The organism is Psychrobacter sp. PSi21, assembly GCF_054960615.1.
In genome coordinates this window covers 1-17,314 of sequence record NZ_JBHNYR010000031.1, presented here as the reverse complement: position 1 = coordinate 17,314, position 17,314 = coordinate 1, and the positions used below count along the sequence as shown (strand labels likewise).

16 protein-coding genes are annotated in these 17,314 nt (G+C 46.2%); 10 read left to right on the top strand and 6 right to left on the bottom strand.

Annotated features, from left to right (window positions below):
* Positions 1–186: 186 nt before the first annotated feature.
* The 4 genes from ACFI32_RS14570 to ACFI32_RS14555 all read right to left on the bottom strand — a co-directional run bounded on the left by ACFI32_RS14570 (position 187) and on the right by ACFI32_RS14555 (position 4,497).
* A complete protein-coding gene (locus ACFI32_RS14570; protein ID WP_462627346.1) occupies positions 187–519 on the bottom strand; it encodes a chaperone modulator CbpM in 333 nt (110 codons plus the stop codon).
* A 29-nt stretch (positions 520–548) separates the two neighbouring features.
* Positions 549–1,547, bottom strand: a complete 999-nt coding sequence (locus tag ACFI32_RS14565; protein WP_462627345.1) for a DnaJ C-terminal domain-containing protein — start codon at positions 1,545–1,547, stop codon at positions 549–551.
* Between the two features lie 381 nt (positions 1,548–1,928).
* Complete coding sequence (locus tag ACFI32_RS14560; protein ID WP_462627344.1) at positions 1,929–3,899, bottom strand: Lnb N-terminal periplasmic domain-containing protein; 1,971 nt, start codon at positions 3,897–3,899, stop codon at positions 1,929–1,931.
* 106 nt (positions 3,900–4,005) lie between these two features.
* Positions 4,006–4,497, bottom strand: a complete 492-nt coding sequence (locus ACFI32_RS14555; RefSeq protein ID WP_462627343.1) for a DUF3015 family protein — start codon at positions 4,495–4,497, stop codon at positions 4,006–4,008.
* A 658-nt stretch (positions 4,498–5,155) separates the two neighbouring features.
* On the opposite strand from ACFI32_RS14555, the gene ACFI32_RS14550 reads away from it, so the two are divergent.
* Positions 5,156–5,518 (top strand): septal ring lytic transglycosylase RlpA family protein, encoded by a 363-nt coding sequence (locus ACFI32_RS14550; protein ID WP_462627341.1) that lies wholly within the window; start codon positions 5,156–5,158, stop codon positions 5,516–5,518.
* A gap of 157 nt (positions 5,519–5,675) precedes the next feature.
* Here the strand turns inward: ACFI32_RS14550 and ACFI32_RS14545 are convergent, their stop codons facing one another.
* Both ACFI32_RS14545 and ACFI32_RS14540 read right to left on the bottom strand, forming a co-directional pair.
* Entirely contained in the window at positions 5,676–7,724 is a 2,049-nt protein-coding gene (locus ACFI32_RS14545; RefSeq protein ID WP_462627340.1) for an ABC-F family ATP-binding cassette domain-containing protein, read from the bottom strand.
* 212 nt (positions 7,725–7,936) lie between these two features.
* A complete protein-coding gene (locus tag ACFI32_RS14540; RefSeq protein ID WP_462627339.1) occupies positions 7,937–8,140 on the bottom strand; it encodes a hypothetical protein in 204 nt (67 codons plus the stop codon).
* 22 nt (positions 8,141–8,162) lie between these two features.
* Here ACFI32_RS14540 and erpA point away from each other — a divergent pair, with 22 nt between their 5' ends.
* From erpA to ACFI32_RS14495, 9 genes are all read left to right on the top strand, one after another.
* Positions 8,163–8,537, top strand: a complete 375-nt coding sequence (gene erpA, locus ACFI32_RS14535) for an iron-sulfur cluster insertion protein ErpA (protein WP_462627349.1) — start codon at positions 8,163–8,165, stop codon at positions 8,535–8,537.
* A gap of 473 nt (positions 8,538–9,010) precedes the next feature.
* Positions 9,011–9,367 (top strand): roadblock/LC7 domain-containing protein, encoded by a 357-nt coding sequence (locus tag ACFI32_RS14530; protein ID WP_462627338.1) that lies wholly within the window; start codon positions 9,011–9,013, stop codon positions 9,365–9,367.
* Between the two features lie 307 nt (positions 9,368–9,674).
* Positions 9,675–11,249 carry a glutamate--cysteine ligase gene (gshA, locus tag ACFI32_RS14525; RefSeq protein WP_462627337.1) on the top strand — a complete coding sequence of 525 codons (1,575 nt, stop codon included), beginning with the start codon at positions 9,675–9,677 and terminating at the stop codon, positions 11,247–11,249.
* 71 nt (positions 11,250–11,320) lie between these two features.
* A complete protein-coding gene (locus ACFI32_RS14520) occupies positions 11,321–11,830 on the top strand; it encodes a disulfide bond formation protein B (RefSeq protein ID WP_462627348.1) in 510 nt (169 codons plus the stop codon).
* Positions 11,831–12,326: 496 nt separating this feature from the next.
* Positions 12,327–12,914, top strand: a complete 588-nt coding sequence (locus ACFI32_RS14515) for a copper resistance protein NlpE N-terminal domain-containing protein (RefSeq protein WP_462627336.1) — start codon at positions 12,327–12,329, stop codon at positions 12,912–12,914.
* Between the two features lie 178 nt (positions 12,915–13,092).
* On the top strand, positions 13,093–14,541 hold the full coding sequence (mpl, locus tag ACFI32_RS14510) for a UDP-N-acetylmuramate:L-alanyl-gamma-D-glutamyl-meso-diaminopimelate ligase (protein ID WP_462627335.1): 1,449 nt from the start codon (positions 13,093–13,095) through the stop codon (positions 14,539–14,541).
* Positions 14,542–14,931: 390 nt separating this feature from the next.
* Entirely contained in the window at positions 14,932–15,186 is a 255-nt protein-coding gene (locus ACFI32_RS14505) for a GlsB/YeaQ/YmgE family stress response membrane protein (RefSeq protein ID WP_462627334.1), read from the top strand.
* Positions 15,187–15,383: 197 nt separating this feature from the next.
* On the top strand, positions 15,384–15,938 hold the full coding sequence (gene def, locus ACFI32_RS14500; protein ID WP_462627333.1) for a peptide deformylase: 555 nt from the start codon (positions 15,384–15,386) through the stop codon (positions 15,936–15,938).
* A 114-nt stretch (positions 15,939–16,052) separates the two neighbouring features.
* A complete protein-coding gene (locus ACFI32_RS14495) occupies positions 16,053–17,228 on the top strand; it encodes a type III PLP-dependent enzyme (protein WP_462627347.1) in 1,176 nt (391 codons plus the stop codon).
* Positions 17,229–17,314 lie beyond the last annotated feature (86 nt).

Sequence of the window (17,314 nt, the reverse complement as noted above, 5' to 3'; positions counted from 1 at the left end):
CTAGGTCGTAACGCATAAAAATACCCCATAAGTTGTGTCCAACTTATGGGGTTCAGTTCATGACGTGCCCTTTTTTATGTTTATCACACCATGCTCAGCGCGCTGATTATTGTAGACTCCATGCGGTATCACTGCCGCATGACGCGACTTTATTTTATTTGTTTAGTCGGCTGAAGACATGATGATTCAGTTGGCCTGATCGGCTTGGCTGATATCAACTTCTATAATGGGATTTTGTAGCTCTATTTGACGCTTGAGTTGGCGCAGCTGTTCAAGTTCATCTAACAGCTCGATAATCAGTCCAATGGCTGGCACGCTGGCGTCAAAGTCACGGCTTAAGCGTGAGGCGCGGCGTACGGTGCTCAGCTGATAACCACTAAACTGTTCGCGCTCAGGCACATCATATTCGATGATATTTTCTTCAATCAGCGCGATGACCCATTGGCGCTCTTGGCCGCAGGCAGATACCAGTTCATCTAAGCTCATGATGATGTCGGTGAGTTCAGGCGAGTGCTTCATCTCTCTTATCCTCGTTTTATTTTTATTCATTAACGACTGATAGTCACATCAGTGAATGCTTGTTTGAGTGCTTCATAGGCCTGCACCGTTTGCGCGCTACTGACCTCAGGGTTAACGATATTTAAGGTCAAATACAAATCGCCCGGCGTTTTTGCAGGAATGCCTTTGCCTTTTAGACGCAAATTGCTGCCTGACTTGCTATTTTTGGGAATGGTGACCCCAAGTGTGCCAGCTGGCGTGCTGATATTGACCTTATCGCCCAATGCCGCTTCCCACGGAGTAATGTTGATGGTTTGATAAACATTGGCCCCTTCGAGTCGAATGTTTGGCGCGTGATTGATTTTTACCTTTAAAAATAGATCGCCGTTTTTACCATTGCCTGTTCCTGCGGCGCCTTGACCACTTAAGCGAATTTGCTTGCCATCCGTGATGCCTTTTGGAATCTTGATCTTTAAGGTTTTGTTGTCATAGCTGACGCTACCATTTGGCTGACGTACAGGGACGTTGAGCTTAATGCTATAGTCATCACCTTCATAAACCGACGCCAAATCAACGTTAATCTCAGCATGCTGGTCTTGTCCTTGATGGTCTTGGCTGCCAAAACCGCCACCAAATTGATCGAAACCGCCTTGCTGCTCCTGTCCACCCGCCTGACCGCGCGCGCCGCGACCAAATGCGGAAAAAATATCATCAAAACGAAAACCGCCACCGCCGAAGGCAGCGCCATCGCCAAACTGATCTTTCATATCCTCCCAGCGAAAGCCGCTCTGTTGGCCGCCGCCTTGACCTGCAAATCCGCCTTGCTGGGCAAAGGGGTTATCGAGCATGGCATCATACTCAGCGCGCTTTTCAGGCTCTCTTAGGGTTTCGTAAGCGTTATTGATTTCGGCAATTTTATTGTCCGCATCTGGATCATCACTGACATCAGGATGATATTTGCGTACCAGCTTACGGTATTTTTTTTTGATATCCGCATCGGACGCGTCTTTACTCACGCCTAGGATGTCATAGTAATTTTTTTCTGCCATGTTCTTTGTCCTTAAGCTAACGTCTAGGTGTCCTGTCACATTCTTACGAGTATCATTTGCCGTCGATCAGCCTGCTTGCTGCTGATATAACGTGATACAGATATGCAGGTGGTTTTATTATTTAAAAGCTCATATTACTCAAAAGCGATGATGTCAAAAGCATTAAAACTTATCCTAGCAGCCGCGCGCGACTTTTAACAGCGACTATCATACAAGCTTATACAAAGACACCAAACAACGACACCAAAGCGTGCCAAACCATTCATGGAGGTACATGACTACTGTCTCTACACCATAAAAAAAGGGCAAACACATGGTGCTTGCCCTTTTTTGATTGGTCTGTTGAGATGGCAGGAGCGGTTTGATCCGCCGTCATTTGCGCTACCAATAATGATGCCATGCAGCACGAGTGGTGACACCATCTGCATCATCAGTGCCACGCCCATGTGTCACGATAATTCTGGCATCATTATTCTTAGACAACTGCTGGCGTAAGGTCAGCTCAGTCAGCTTGGCCGACGCATGCGCCTCGCGTTTGATGACCTGATAAGACAGCTGGGCAGCGCGGCCTTGGTGCTTGAGGCGCATACCAAGCTCAAGCCCCACATCCAGATGTTTATCTTGATCATGTACGGCAGCATTGACCATACCGTAGCCAAGCATTTGAGCGCCAAATTTCATACCAGCGCCAATGCCAGCTTGTGCATAAGGGCGATGGTGTTCACCTGTAAACATATCGGTTCTGGCGCCCGTTTTTAGCTGCCATGACAGCTTAGGTTCATCCTTTAAGGGCTGCGCTAAATCCTCTATTTGCTGCATATCCAAAAACACAAAATCGGTCAGCGATGTTTTATCATTGGCGCGGTCATATCCCAATGTCAGCTGTACCGCTTCAAAACGCTTATCGATATCAGTATGGGTATTTAGTGGGTCTTTCACAAACAATGAGAGGCCTATTTCTGCATTATCATCAGATAAGGTAACTTTGGTTTGCGTGGTCTTGTTGCTCAGTGCAGGCGATACTTTTTCAGGTACTGATAATGATGCCAAAGTATCATCAGCAGGCAGCATAAATCGCTGACTTAATAGTGCTTTTTTTATCGCTTGATGCTCAGATGTATCGTTTTGCGATATTTTATAATTGCGATGTAAAATCAAAAAGTCAGTGGCAAGCGATCGCTCTTTTATCGTTAAATCTGCCAGTGCAGCCGTATCTTCAGTATCAATAAACGTGTTAACGGCTGTTTGTATCCTTTTGGACAGTTGCACAAATTTTGCGCGCAGCTGCGTTTGCTCAGCGGGCAAATAACGAACGGACTCAATCAGCGGTGTATCACCGTCTTTATACTCTAGTAGCTGATCAAACACATAATCTGGAGCATACCATGCGCCAATACGATCCGTGGTTTTGATATCACTGATCAGCTCTAGTATCTCGCCTGAACGATAACCACAATTTTGCTTGATAAAATAATAATCAAACCGTGCTGATTTGGCTTCATATAAATGGTAATTGAGCAGCTGGGTTTCAAAGGCACCAAGATTCAACACGTATTCCCACATGTCTCTTTGTTCATTTTTAGAATATACCGCATCTTGTTTAAAAAATTCTGTCTCCGAGAATCCTGCGTCATAAAAGCCAAACAGGCCTTTTACTGCATACATCACACCGTTATCATTTTCTGGAATGCGTGCGCCAAAGTTATACGTGTCATTGAGCAGATCTTCACTGGATAAGGTTTTCTCGGCTTTATCTGTCGCGGCACCTGTTTTGACCAGTACATGGCCAAATGAGGAAGCAGGATTTTTTAAATAGCTGCTGACCAGAATCAGACTGATTTTTTGGTTGGCATCGGGCAGTTGGGCACAGGGTTGTAGGTTAATGGTCAACTCTGGTAATTGATGACTGAGCCACAGGTACCGAGCAGGATATCGACAGACTGTCTTTTTGTCACTGGCCGCAGCGAGGGTTGCCAAAAGCTCATCGTATGGACTAAAGGGCGCAGTAGACTGAGCCTTGGGGCGGGTCAAATAAAAGTTTGCAGAAATGACTTCGGCTTTGTTGTTTTTGTAAAAAATCAGGTGTTGCCACTGTGGATGCGCCGCCAGCGTCTGTAGCTGATCACTGCTGATATTTGGGATTTTGGACTGGGAGGACACTGTATCTACAGGTGATAGCGTCGCCAAATCATCCGTTATTTCTGGTGACTTTTCTGATATTTTATCGGTGCTTTGTCCGATGAGAGTATGTTCATCCTCGATCTGTCCAATCAGCGGCGCAGCTGTTTGAGCCGCGACTGCCTGCCCAGCAAAAATACTCAGATACGTTGCCCATAAAACTATCTTTTGCATTGTTGTCGACTACCATAACTGTATGAGCAATAAAAAACACGTAAGCGCTAGGTTTACGTGTTTTTATGATGGTATGGTCAAATAGACCATTAGACTGAGCTATAAATTAGATAGCGCAGCTGCTTGCAACGATGCCATATAGCGCTTCAGCATTTTGATCTTGAGTCGCTACGCGGTATGCTGAAGTTTGTGCGTATTTGCCATATTGTGCACGAATGTTAGCAACTGAATCACAGTTGGCAACGTTTTGTAGTGCAGACAAATGAGCGCCTTGGCCTGAAGCAAGGTCTTTTTCAACACTTGGGAATGCTTCTTTGATCAAGACAGCCGCTTGTACGTTGCCACCTTGGCAAGTATCAGGAGACATTGAGTCAGAAGTTGCTGCTGTTGTACCCAAATCCCATGTTACGTTAGAGATGATGGCCAAAATGGGGCTTGAGTTACCGAATAATGCGCCACCAATACCACATTCTTTGTAGATTTGCTCAATAGTACGGCCAGTGTCAGCAGTTTTGAAGTTTGAACCTAAGTCAGCGTTAGCAACACTAAGTGGCATCATAGCAGCAACAACTGAAGCGATTGCAATTTTCTTAAACATAAAATTTCCTTAAATGGTGACATCACCGTAAATGGCTTTTTGATTTAAATCATCATTAATGACAATAGCAAAAAGCAGTTTTTATAAAACAATGTTCGATCTTAAGGCGTATTTTACAAAATAGTAAGAATATAGCAAGCTTTTTTATATAAATTTTAATATAGATTCAAACACATACCATCAGTAGCCAGTGAAGAAAATCATAGTGCCCATTTTAACATAACCCTTGCCACCACCAAGTCATGATGACATGGACAAATGATCACTGTAACAATCCAGCCACCATCTTCACAAGCGTGGTCATGGCCAAAAGTAAGGTCTCCTCTTTTCGTTATGCTGCTGCAATTGGGTTTGCTCGTCGAGTAGCGCCAGTAAGTCGGCTTTGCGTGAGTCTTTAGTGAGCGTTTGGCGTTTATCAACATCACAACATCTTTGAGGCGCATTAAAATAATAGGACAAATGTAAGTGCATACCCTAGCCAAGGATAATACTGACAGGACTGATATATTTATATAAAATATTGATTTTAATAGTTTTTTACAGTATCGTAAGAATACAATAAGCTTATCCTTGTAACATATCCCGCCTATTTATACTCATTGTATCTATCCTATAGACAACATCACCTGTCTATTTTCCTTATCTTAAAAGGTATTGAATGTCTTATTTTACTAAGTCTCTCGCGATCACATTATCGTTATTATTAAGTACCAGCGTTTTGGCAGGTAATACCAGCTATTATGGCAGTAAGTTTCATGGGAAACGTACGGCTAGTGGTGCCATCTTTAATATGCATGCGTTGACCGCAGCGCACAAAACGTTGCCGTTTGGCACTAAGGTTAAAGTCACCAACAAAAAGACTAAGCAGAGTGTTGTGGTAAAAATCACAGACAGAGGCCCTTATGCTCATGGCCGCGTGCTGGATTTATCAAAAGCAGCTGCGAGTAAAATCAATTGTCAATTGTGTACCACGACAATGAAAGTACTCTCTTATGGCGATGGCAAATATCGTAGACAATAAAACTGTAGAAAATAAAGTAACAAAGTCAAACAACAACAAAGTCAAACAACAAAAAGGGAAGGCTCAATGCCTCCCCTTTTTTTAATGACTGATGTTAATGACTGATTGCTGCACTAAAACATACCATGACCACGCCAGACTTGCTGCATAGCCTCAATCATTCAAACCCAGCCTCCATCTCCTCAAGCGTAGTCATGGCCATCAATAGCGTCTCTTCTTTTTCACTGTGCTGCTGCTGCAACTGGGTCTGCTCATCAAGTAGCACCAGCAAGTCGGCTTTGCGCGATTCGTCATACAATGCAGTATCCGCAAGTTTGACTTCAAGAGTGGCGAGCTTCTCATCCAATTTTGCAAGGGCTTTTTCGGTGTTTTCAATGTCGCGGCGAATGGGCGCAGTCAGCTTGCGCTGCTCAGCGGCCAATTTGCGCTGTGCATCTTTGCTCAAAGGTGGGTTGCTGGTGTTGTTGGTCGAGGCCGTATTTTGATTTGCGCTTGGCGCTACCGTATTAGCGATGGCGCTGGTTTCACGTGAAACAGATGTGGACGGCATGTTTTTTGCCGCAGCTTTACTTTGTTTGGGCTTTTTATCTGCTGCTTTATCTTGGCTGTTGGCTTGTTTGCGCTTTTCTGCCAGCCATTTGCCATAATCGCTGATATCGCCATCAAACTCATCGATTTGTCCATCATGTACCAAGTATAATTCGTCACACACATTGGCAATCAGTTCACGATCATGCGAAACCAACACCACCGCACCATCAAAGCCTTGTAGCGCTAGCGTTAGCGCTTGACGCATTTGTAAGTCCAAATGGTTGGTTGGCTCATCAAGTACCAATACGTTTGGACGCTGCCACACGATCAATGCCAACGTTAAGCGCGCTCGCTCGCCGCCAGAAAACAGCTGGCTTGGGGTATCAATACGCTCACCGCGAAAGTCAAAACTGCCCAAAAATGAACGCAGCTGCGCATCAGAGGTTTTACCTGCTAGGCGGCGCATCATCTGTAGCGGCGTGGCGGCAGCATCGAGGCTGTCCATTTGATGCTGGTTAAAGTAGCCCAGCTTTAGGGTATCAGAGACGCGGTACTTACCTGATAGCACGCCCAGCTCACCAACCAAGGCTTTGATCAGTGTTGATTTACCCGCGCCATTCATACCGAGTAGACCAAGGCGCGTATCAGGCGTCACTTGCACATTGGCATCGTGCAATAGCGGCGTATCACTATAGCCAATATCGGCATGCGTCAGCTCGATCAAAGGTGAGCTCATGTGCGTGGGCTCATAAAACTGAAAAGAAAACGGATTTTCTGCCATCATCGGTGACAGCTCACTCATTCGCTCAAGCTGCTTGATGCGGCTTTGAGCCTGCTTGGCTTTGCTGGCCTTGGCACGAAAACGGCGGATAAAATCATCCAAATGAGCCTTTGTCTCTTCTTGTTTTTCAAATGCTTGTTGCTGCTGCGCCAAGCGCTCACTGCGGGTGCGGATAAACTGCTGGTAGTTGCCCGTGTATAAGGTAATTTTCTGCTGCTCAACGTGCAAAATATGACCAACGGTGGCATCCAAAAAGGCCTGATCGTGCGAGATGACAATCACTAAGCCCTCAAATTGATTGATCCACGTTTCAAGCCACAAGATGGCGTCCAAATCCAAATGGTTGGTCGGCTCATCAAGCAACAGCAGATCCGCACGGCTCATTAGGGTTTTGGCCAGATTCAAACGCATGCGCCAGCCACCAGAAAAACCAGACACAGGCAGCTCATGCTGTGCAGTGGTAAAGCCGAGACCTGCCATGATCTGCGCCGCTTTAGTAGGCGTACGGTAGCCATCGATCTCATCAAAGCGCTGATGCAGTGTACCAATTTGCTCATCACTGACGGTACTTAGATCACTCAGCGCTTCGTTGATCTCATACCATTCTTCATCACCACTTAACACATAGTCAATTGCCGATTGAGCGCTGGCACCCACTTCCTGTGCCATATGGGCGACCTGCCAGCTGTCAGGGATGCTCACTTCACCACGATCAACCGTCACCTCGGTGTCTCCTGTGCCCATGTGGGTCAGTAACAAAGCAAACAAGGTGGATTTACCAGTCCCGTTGTTGCCGGTTAAACCAATCTTTTGGCCAGGATGCAACTGAAAACTGGCGTCAGCAAACAGCTCACGGCCATCACGGCGGACACCAACGTCTTTAAATTCGATCATAATGGTCTGTTATCTCAAGGTTTTGTAACATGTATGGGGTATCACCGTGCCACTTTGGAGTGATGGGCAACGCGCGGCGCAACTGCGGGCTATTATTTCAAACGCCTACCCGATAGGCAAACGATTAAACAAGTATTTCACCCTGTCCTTATGATGCCGACTGATCTGGCATTTTTGTGAATAACGCTATCGCTGTCTGCCTTGACAAATCGCTACCCGCCCCTATTATGATATACTGCCAAAACACGAATGATATCAGGCAGATTGCAGCCTGCTTGTACGCAGCGCATACCCCGTCGTATGCAGCCATGATACGCTGCTACCCGCATCGCTGTACCCATCACCGCACGCGGCGCGACCGCATCTGATGCCCGCACCCCACTCACATGGCCCGCCGTCGTACGGTCAGCGCACATGATTTTAGCCACTGAGGTAGATATGAACGAATCAGCCAACCAATACAACCCAAGCCAGCCTGTAGACCCAACGGTACTGAGTCTCACCGATAGCGCGGCCCAAAAGGTACGCCGCCTGCGTGAAGAAGAAGGCGACAGCAATCTGATGCTGCGTGTTTATGTCACAGGCGGCGGATGTTCGGGCTTTTCTTATGGGTTTAACTTTGCTAATGACTTAAATGACGACGATGCCAATTTTGATAATGGCGACGTCACCTTGGTTGTGGACGCGCTCAGCTATCAGTATTTGCAAGGCTCAACGGTTGACTATACCGAAGGACTCGAAGGCGCACGCTTTGTGGTACAAAACCCCAATGCCACCACCACCTGCGGTTGCGGCTCGTCGTTTTCTATTTAAGAGCAGAAAAGGCTGGTTAACAATCAACCAGATACCTGTGACAACGCCATATCCGACTGATAAGACCCGCCTTAGTATACAATTGTATACTAAGGCGGGTTTTTTATGCCAGCCAGACCCAATAAGATACAGCTAATCGAATAACGGTTGTATTATTATACCGTTCTGATTAAATGGTATTGGCTACCAGATAGTGATTGTCATCAACATTGACTGGCATTATTTTGCCCTCAAACTCGGTATGGTCGCTATACATAATAGTCAACAAAGATGATGTATTATGTGAGTGTCAGCTGCTAGGTTTTGCTTTTGACTGATTGTGACTGGCGCTTGCTTAAGCCCTATATTTTTGCGTTGTTTTCAGTAGACGTGACTACGCTGATTGACAGCGTTCCAATATTTTATGAAGTTTTACGAAGTGGGCTGGCAGTTACCTATAAAACGATACTAAATAACCAAAAAGGAAGAATATTATGGCTAAGTTAACTCTCGATCCGTTAAACGAAATTGATGGCTTTGTCGCTGCCGCATTGGTAGATAGCGAATCAGGTCTTGCATTGGCAACGGTCGGTACTGGTATCGATCTTGAGCTTGCTGCTGCGGGTAACACTGAAGTCCTACGTTCTAAACGTAGAGTGGCAGACGCGCTAGGGCTTGATGAAAATATCGAAGACATCTTGATCACCTTGAACAAGCAATACCACTTGCTACGCCCACTGGTGCGTAACAGCGACTTATTCTTGTACTTGGTACTTGACCGTCAAAAGTCAAACCTTGCTATGGCGCGCCATAACTTGAAAAGCTTCGAAACTGAACTCGACTTCTCATAAGGTTTGCTGCCATCATTATGCAGCTTGCGTCCTACCCTCAATGGACACAAGCCAACAAAAGCACCTGTTGATATGGCAGGTGCTTTTTTTTTGCGTGACGCTTTTGGCTGATTTTAACCATCGCCTTATACAGCGCATCAGCCTCGTCATACCGTTAAGCCACGCTTAAGCAAAGGTTACTCAATTTGTAATCTTACGTGGTTTTTAACCGTACTTTGGGCTAAACTGACGTGATTATCGACCCCGCTTATGAGTAAATGCCAGCAGGCCGTTACTCCGCCATAATGCATAACAATAGATGAATATTATGAGTAATTTTGCAAGTGATTCTGCCGCCTTTACCATTCCAAACTGGCTGGAGAGTCAGCACTTAACCGGAATGCTGCGTGGTATTGAAAAAGAAGGCCTACGTGTCAGACCCGATGGCTACTTGGCACAGACCCCGCATCCGGCAAAACTTGGTTCAAAATTAACCCACCCGTTTATCACCACCGACTACTCTGAAAGTTTGCTTGAGCTGATTACAGAGCCCAAAAGTACACCCAAAGACACGCTCGCCATGCTGCGCCAACTGCACATGTTGGTCTATCAAGCGCTACCTGAAGATGAGCTGATGTGGCCGCTGTCCATGCCGTGTATGCTCTCTTCAAACGATGCGGACATTCCGCTTGCCGATTATGGCAGCTCCAATACTGGCAAGCTTAAAACCTTATACCGCAGTGGTTTGGGCATTCGTTATGGCCGCCGCATGCAGACCATTGCAGGCTTGCACTATAACCTATCCTTTGGTGATGACTTATTTGCCACTTGGCAAGCGCAGTCATCAGACGATAGCACTGAGTCACTGTCCGACTTTAAAAATGCCAAATATTTAGGGCTGATTCGTAACTTCAAACGCCTCACCAGCTTGGTGCTGTATTTATTGGGTGCAAGCCCAAGCGTCTGTCCTTGCTTTATCGCTGGGCGCGAGCATGACTTGCTGCTGATGAATGGCTCAACCTATTATAAGCCTGCTGCCACCAGTCTGCGTATGGGTAAGCTTGGCTATACCAATAGCGTCCAAGAGCATTTGGACATTCGCTACAATCATCTGCCTGAATATGTTGATGGTCTGCGCCGCGCCATCCAGACACCGCATGATGGCTTTAAAGATTTGGGGCTTAGCGATAGCGAGGGCAACCCTGTCCAAATCAACGATCATATTCTACAGATTGAAAACGAATACTACAGCCCCATTCGTCCCAAACAAATTGCCATGCGCGGTGAAACGCCTACCGAAGCATTAGAGCGCCGCGGTATTGCTTACGTTGAGTTTCGCGCCATCGACTTGGACCCTTATAGTGACGTGGGCATTCGCCTATCTAGTGCCTGCTTCTTAGAAGTTATGGCGCTGTATTGCCTACTCAATGACTCTCCAGACCTATTGCCTGATGAAGAAGAAGAGCTGGCCATCAATCTTGAGCGTGTGGTCAACGACGGCCGCCGCGAAGGCTTGCATATTTTAAATAATGGCGAAGAACAGCCCCTCGAAGCATGGATGCTCAAGCACTTAAACAATATGTGCCCGCTGGCAGCGCTACTCGACGCCCATCATGGCGGCAACGAATACCGTACGGCAGTGGCATTGATGCAAGGCAAAGCAGGTCACGCTGAGTCCACCATCTCTGCACAAGTGATGGAAGACAGCGAACGCTTGGGCAGTATGTGGAAGCTGGGTCTGACCCTTGCCCAGCAGCACCGCAAATTGCTCTTAGAGCAAACGTTGAGTCCAAACACGCAGGCCAAATACGAAGTACTGGCAGAAAAATCGACCTTGCAACAAGATGAGATCGAAGCCAGTGAAACACAAGATTTTGACGACTTTTTGCAGCAGTATCGCTAATAGCGATGGTCAATATGAATGGTTAATATGATCAGCAGCACATTCCCTATGTTTATACGAGTATCCCCTTGATGTCACGTCTCACTTATCGCCATTTGCAAATGATTTTGGTACTCATGACCATCGTTGGTATGAGCTTCGCACTGTTATTCTTACAGCGACATTTGGGGTTAAGCCCTTGTCCATTATGTATTTTTCAGCGTATTGGTTTGATGCTTATGGGTGGTTTTGCAGCTGCGGCGGCGCTGATCAATCCCAAATCCAAAGCCGTACGGTTGGTACTCTGGTTTGGTAGCGTCGCAGGTATTGGCTGGGCGACTTTCGTGGCGGGACGTCATGTGTGGCTGCAGCACCTACCGCCCGATCAAGTACCGTCTTGCGGCCCTGGTTTGGATTATTGGCTCGATGCCCTACCTATGCAGCAAGTGGTACATGAGGTGTTGGCAGGCTCAGGCGAATGTGCCGTGGTCGATTGGCAGTTTTTAGGATTGAGTATTCCTGAGCAGTCCCTTATTTTCTTTAGTGTGTTACTGCTGATTCATGTAATGATTTTGTTACGCATTTTACGTCCAGCAGCATGACAATGAGGGCCGTCATCAATATTTATGATGACTGTTCAGAGTGTCTTAGTGATTGACATACGATACTGATTGCCCATGTAGCAGTGGCTTCCCCACATAATTTGCCCGATATCATGATTGATATTGGGCTTTTTTATAGCCGAATGATGTTTTTTAGTCGACAATGTTCTGTACGAGATTGATACCTTTCTCTAAAAGCAATAACAAAAAGTTCACATAGTCATATTGTCGGTTTGTTATCGTATAGCGGCTTACCTTGTTTGCCTGTTTTCAACCGATAGATGCTGAATGCGATAGATGCTGAATGTTGCTCAAATGAAATTGAGCAGGTGACTGTTTTTATGATAACTGTTTTGAACAATACCCATGGCGATTTTTTTAATTGTCCTTGTTTGCTATTGCTCAAAAAAGCTGACAACCCGTTGGTACGATAATGACATATCTTGCGCCTCGATCTTTGCCGCCTTCAGCGCCTATAAAAAATTGCCTGCGCCTTTTGTTGCCGCTGCCTTTGTGCGCCTTACTCATCGGTTGCGACAGTCAATCAGCCAATGCACCTTTTTTATTTGAGCAAACCTCGGCGCAGACCCAAGACGAAGATGAGGACAATACCTCAGCCAATAAAGCCGATATTGAGGCCACGGAGTCAGATGCAGCAGCAGTGGTGGCGGACGATGTCGATTACGGTGATGAAGGAGAATCACTACTGGCTATCGCGCAGACTGACGACCAAGACCATGCACAACCTGTACCGATGATTGCTGAGCCAGATGACCAAAGCTCACTACAAGCCACGTTAATAGGAGATTATATGGGTATGGTGCCGTGTGATTTCTGTGACTCTATCGAAGTAACCCTCAATCTGTTTGCCGATGGTTCAGTTGAAAAGACCAGTATCTATAACAAGACCCAAATGCAGCAAGCACCCTCATTAGAATCGGGTATCTACCGTCAAGACGATCGTATCATCACCATCGTTTATGAAGATCAGCACATCGAAAGCTATCATATTAATGCCAACCACCTAGTGATGATTGATGACAACGATGTTCCAAACAGTGATTATACGCTTGCTCGCAAATAATCTGACTTGCACCGATATCGTTACCCTGTACGATATATAACGTGCGGTTATCTGATAACCAATACCCTAACAACGCCGATTATTCAGGCGTTTTTTATTGGTTATCCTTCGGCCTTTACTCTACAATAAGCGCAATATTTTTTGCTTCAACCCTACTCTTATTTGGCTGGGAACCTCTATGCATATTCATATTCTTGGTATTTGTGGCACTTTTATGGGGTCGCTGGCACTACTGGCACGGGCACTTGGCCATCAGGTGACTGGCTCAGATGCCAACGTCTATCCACCCATGTCGACCCAGCTTGAGCAAGCTGATGTGACCATTGAGCAAGGCTACCTTATCGAACACTTGCAGCCTGCACCTGATTTGGTGGTAGTGGGCAATGCGATGAAGCGCGGTATGGTGGTGGTCGAATATATGCTGGATGAAGGCATGCGCTACACCTCAGGGCCGCAGTTTTTGTCTGAGCAAGTATTGCAGTCGCGTCATGTATTGGCGGTGGCAGGAACACATGGTAAAACCACCACCACAACCATGCTGGCTTGGATATTACATTATGCAGGCATTGATGCAGGGTTTTTGATCGGCGGTGTGCCGCTAGTTAATACAGCGGATGAGCATCTACAGCGAGTGTTTGCACACAGTAGCTATTTGGGCAATGCAGGTACGACGAATACAGATGGCTATTTTGTCATTGAAGCCGATGAGTATGATTCTGCATTTTTTGATAAGCGTTCAAAATTCGTTCATTATCGCCCGCGTACGGCTATCTTGAATAATCTAGAATTTGATCATGCGGATATTTTTGCGGATCTGGATGCCATCCAAACTCAGTTCCATCATATGGTGCGTATGATTCCAAGCACTGGCAAAATCATCATGCCTGCTGCAACGATTAGCTTAGAGGAGACCTTAGCCAAAGGCGTGTGGACGCCTGTTTGGCGCACTACCGTCACCCAGACACAAACAGCGCCAGCGGATGAAAGCGATTGGCAAGCCGAGTTGATCAATGAGGATGGCAGTCAATTTCGCATTCACTATCCAGAAGACGCTGAGGCCACTGCCGTGGTCGATTGGGCGATGAGCGGCATACACAATGTCAATAATGCCTTGGTCGCTGTGGCCGCAGCTTTTGATGTGGGCGTCAGCGTACCCACTGCCTGCGCCGCGTTGTCTGCCTTTGCGGGGATTAAGCGCCGCATGGAGCTGATCGGTGACATCAATGATATTTTGGTGTTTGATGACTTTGCCCATCATCCCACCGCCATCGCCACCACACTGGATGGTGCCAAAAAAAAACTGGCTGGCAGACGCTTGTGGGCGATTATTGAGCCGCGCAGTAATACCATGAAAATGGGTATTCACCAAGATAGCCTAGCCCAGTCGGCGATGCTGGCAGATCATACGCTATGGTATGAGCCTGCAGGACTTGAATGGGGACTCAAAGGCGTTATCGACCGCGCCGAGCATCGTGGTCAACAGCAAGTGGTACGCAGCATTGAAGAGATCATTGAACATATCAGCACGCATGCACAAGCGGGTGATGCCATCATCATCATGTCTAATGGCGGCTTTGATGGCATTCATCAGCGTATTTTAAGCGCGCTGCAAAGCCAGCCTGCTTGACCGACTTAGGGCGTGTCATCGTCTGTTGTTATACATACCAAATGGCGCGCTTCGTTTATCAAACGCCTACTCAGCAGTAGGCGTTTTTTTGTGCGCGATTCGCTCGTCGCTCTATTATCCCCTCTTACTCTGATAATTTCTTGCTCTTATAGTCTCTCACTGTCTCACGACATTTCCGATGCTTATTCAGCACGTTATTGAATCGTTTTGGCACGGCTGGTAACCCTTCATTTACCTAATCTACCTGCACGATAGCAAATGTCTGGGTTTTCTCACATAGGCGCTACATAGGTAACATTTTGCAATTACTCTTTGGCTTATGGGCTGTTTACAATGCTTTTATTAAATGAGTAAAACATTATAAATATTGATAATATTAGGAGAATAAAGATGGGCTGGATTGGAGCAATTATCGCAGGTTTGGTTGCCGGTTTACTGGCACGTGCCATCAAGCCTGGTAATGACGCGATGGGTTGGATTATGACTATTGTGTTAGGTATTCTTGGCGCAATTGTTGGCAGAGTGTTGGCTAATATCACTGGCATAGACAGTACAGGCACTTTTATGAGTCTTATCTTCTCAGTCATTGGTGCGATTATATTGTTGTTCTTATATGAGTTTATTATGAAAAAACGCCGTGCATAATGGCTAGCCAAACAACGTCTCTCTTAAAAAGCCTTGCGTTAAGTGAGGCTTTTTTTTGGCTTAATAAATCTTGAACCCTTTTGTTATCCACCCATAAACACTGATGTAGGCGGGAAAGTATTGATAAACATTACTTTCGTCCCCATTTATCTTATAATGAGCTGCCCATTCCACATGTATTGTTGAGGTGAGCCTTTATGGCATTACTCCCGATTCTAAGCTATCCCGACCCACGCCTGCGTACCATTGCACAACCTGTCAAAGAGGTCAATGATGAGATAAAATCCTTAATCACTGACATGATTGAGACCATGTATGATGCGCAAGGGATTGGGCTTGCTGCCACCCAAGTCGATCGTCACATTCAACTGATCGTCATGGATTTGTCTGAGGACAAAAATGAGCCGATGGTGTTTATCAACCCAACAGTGACACCACTGGTTGAACAAAAACAGCCTTATGAAGAAGGCTGCCTGTCGGTACCTGACGTCTACGATAAAGTCGAACGCCCTAACAAAGTACGTATCGAAGCGCTGGATGCAGATGGCCAAGTGATCGACAAAGAGGTCGAAGGTCTGCTTGCGGTATGTATCCAACATGAAATGGATCACTTGAATGGCGTGATATTCGTTGATTATTTATCTCGTCTCAAGCAAACGCGCGCGCGTGATAAAGTACGTAAAGTCCTCAAGATACGCGAAAAACAAGACGCACAGTCCGCCGAAAAACAAGCACAGTCGACTAACGCTTAACCATCTTGCTCCCTAAATAATTATGTCTGGGGTGGGTGTTGAGAATCGATATCCACTGTTTTGCACTCATTTTTTAGCAGATACTATTCTCATTAAAGGTTTATCATTATGACTATGATCAAAATTGACCAATATTTTGACCCTGCCAGCTGGCAGAAATTTACCAAAGCTGCTGAGGGACGTGAAACGCCGTTCTTAGTGGTTGATCTAAGTCGTATTGAGACCAAGTATCATGAAATGGTGAGCTTGTTTCCAAATACCAAATTGCACTATGCCATGAAGGCCAGCCCTGCGGTTGAGGTCATCAACTTATTAGCAAAGCTTGGCTCAAATTTTGACTGTGCCTCTATCTACGAGCTGGATCGTGTACTCGACTGCGGCGTTGAACCCTCGCGCATCTCTTATGGCAACACCATCAAAAAAGCGGATCATGTGAAATATGCTTTTGAAAAAGGTATCGATCTATATGCGACCGACTCAGAAGCCGATCTAAAAAATATCGCCAAACATGCTCCCGGTTCTAGAGTATTTGTGCGTATTTTGGTACAAGGCTCTGAGACGGCAGAATGGCCGCTATCACGCAAATTTGGCTGCCATCCTGATATGGCCATTGATCTGTTGACCCAAGCACGCGATTTAGGCCTAGTGCCTTACGGTATCTCGTTTCACGTGGGTAGCCAGCAAAAAGACGTGGCGGCGTGGGATGATGCGCTCTCTAAAGTCAAATACATGTTTGACTGGATGAATAACGAAGAAAACATCAAACTACAAATGATCAATCTCGGCGGCGGTTTCCCGACCAACTATATCAGTGAGGTCAATCCGATTCAGGTCTATGCTGAAGAGATCAAACGCTACTTAAGCGATGATTTTAGTGAAGAGGAAATGCCTGAAATCATCCTCGAACCTGGTCGCTCGTTGGTTGGTGGCTCTGGGGTGTTGGTCAGCGATGTGGTGCTGATCTCGCGTAAGTCGCATACCGATTTGACGCGCTGGGTATATACCGATGTGGGTCTGTTCCAAGGCTTAATCGAAACCTTGGGTGAGGCCATCAAATATCCTGTCTATACGCCAAAAATGGAAACCTCGACCAGTGAGGGGACGGTTGTTCTGGCAGGCCCAACCTGTGATTCAACCGACATCATGTATGAAGAAGCGGGCTACCAGCTACCAGAAGAGCTGGAGATCGGTGATAAGATCTACTGGCTCACCACAGGGGCGTATACCAACTCTTACTCCTCAGTAGAGTTTAATGGTTTCCCGCCGCTAGAAGTGGTTTATATCAGTTAGGCTTTGAACGTAATCTGCAAAAAAAAGCGCGGTACTGCTATCAACAGTGAACTGACCCCCAAATGTTGGACGGTTTAGTTTATAAC

Bases quoted from the DNA above. Each gene is read 5' to 3' on its own strand.
- ACFI32_RS14570 (WP_462627346.1), bottom strand. From the start codon at position 519: ATGAAGCACTCGCCTGAACTCACCGACATCATCATGAGCTTAGATGAA.
- ACFI32_RS14565 (WP_462627345.1), bottom strand. From the start codon at position 1,547: ATGGCAGAAAAAAATTACTATGACATCCTAGGCGTGAGTAAAGACGCG.
- ACFI32_RS14560 (WP_462627344.1), bottom strand. From the start codon at position 3,899: ATGCAAAAGATAGTTTTATGGGCAACGTATCTGAGTATTTTTGCTGGG.
- ACFI32_RS14555 (WP_462627343.1), bottom strand. From the start codon at position 4,497: ATGTTTAAGAAAATTGCAATCGCTTCAGTTGTTGCTGCTATGATGCCA.
- ACFI32_RS14550 (WP_462627341.1), top strand. From the start codon at position 5,156: ATGTCTTATTTTACTAAGTCTCTCGCGATCACATTATCGTTATTATTA.
- ACFI32_RS14545 (WP_462627340.1), bottom strand. From the start codon at position 7,724: ATGATCGAATTTAAAGACGTTGGTGTCCGCCGTGATGGCCGTGAGCTG.
- ACFI32_RS14540 (WP_462627339.1), bottom strand. From the start codon at position 8,140: ATGTGCGCTGACCGTACGACGGCGGGCCATGTGAGTGGGGTGCGGGCA.
- erpA (WP_462627349.1), top strand. From the start codon at position 8,163: ATGAACGAATCAGCCAACCAATACAACCCAAGCCAGCCTGTAGACCCA.
- ACFI32_RS14530 (WP_462627338.1), top strand. From the start codon at position 9,011: ATGGCTAAGTTAACTCTCGATCCGTTAAACGAAATTGATGGCTTTGTC.
- gshA (WP_462627337.1), top strand. From the start codon at position 9,675: ATGAGTAATTTTGCAAGTGATTCTGCCGCCTTTACCATTCCAAACTGG.
- ACFI32_RS14520 (WP_462627348.1), top strand. From the start codon at position 11,321: ATGTCACGTCTCACTTATCGCCATTTGCAAATGATTTTGGTACTCATG.
- mpl (WP_462627335.1), top strand. From the start codon at position 13,093: ATGCATATTCATATTCTTGGTATTTGTGGCACTTTTATGGGGTCGCTG.
- ACFI32_RS14505 (WP_462627334.1), top strand. From the start codon at position 14,932: ATGGGCTGGATTGGAGCAATTATCGCAGGTTTGGTTGCCGGTTTACTG.
- def (WP_462627333.1), top strand. From the start codon at position 15,384: ATGGCATTACTCCCGATTCTAAGCTATCCCGACCCACGCCTGCGTACC.
- ACFI32_RS14495 (WP_462627347.1), top strand. From the start codon at position 16,053: ATGATCAAAATTGACCAATATTTTGACCCTGCCAGCTGGCAGAAATTT.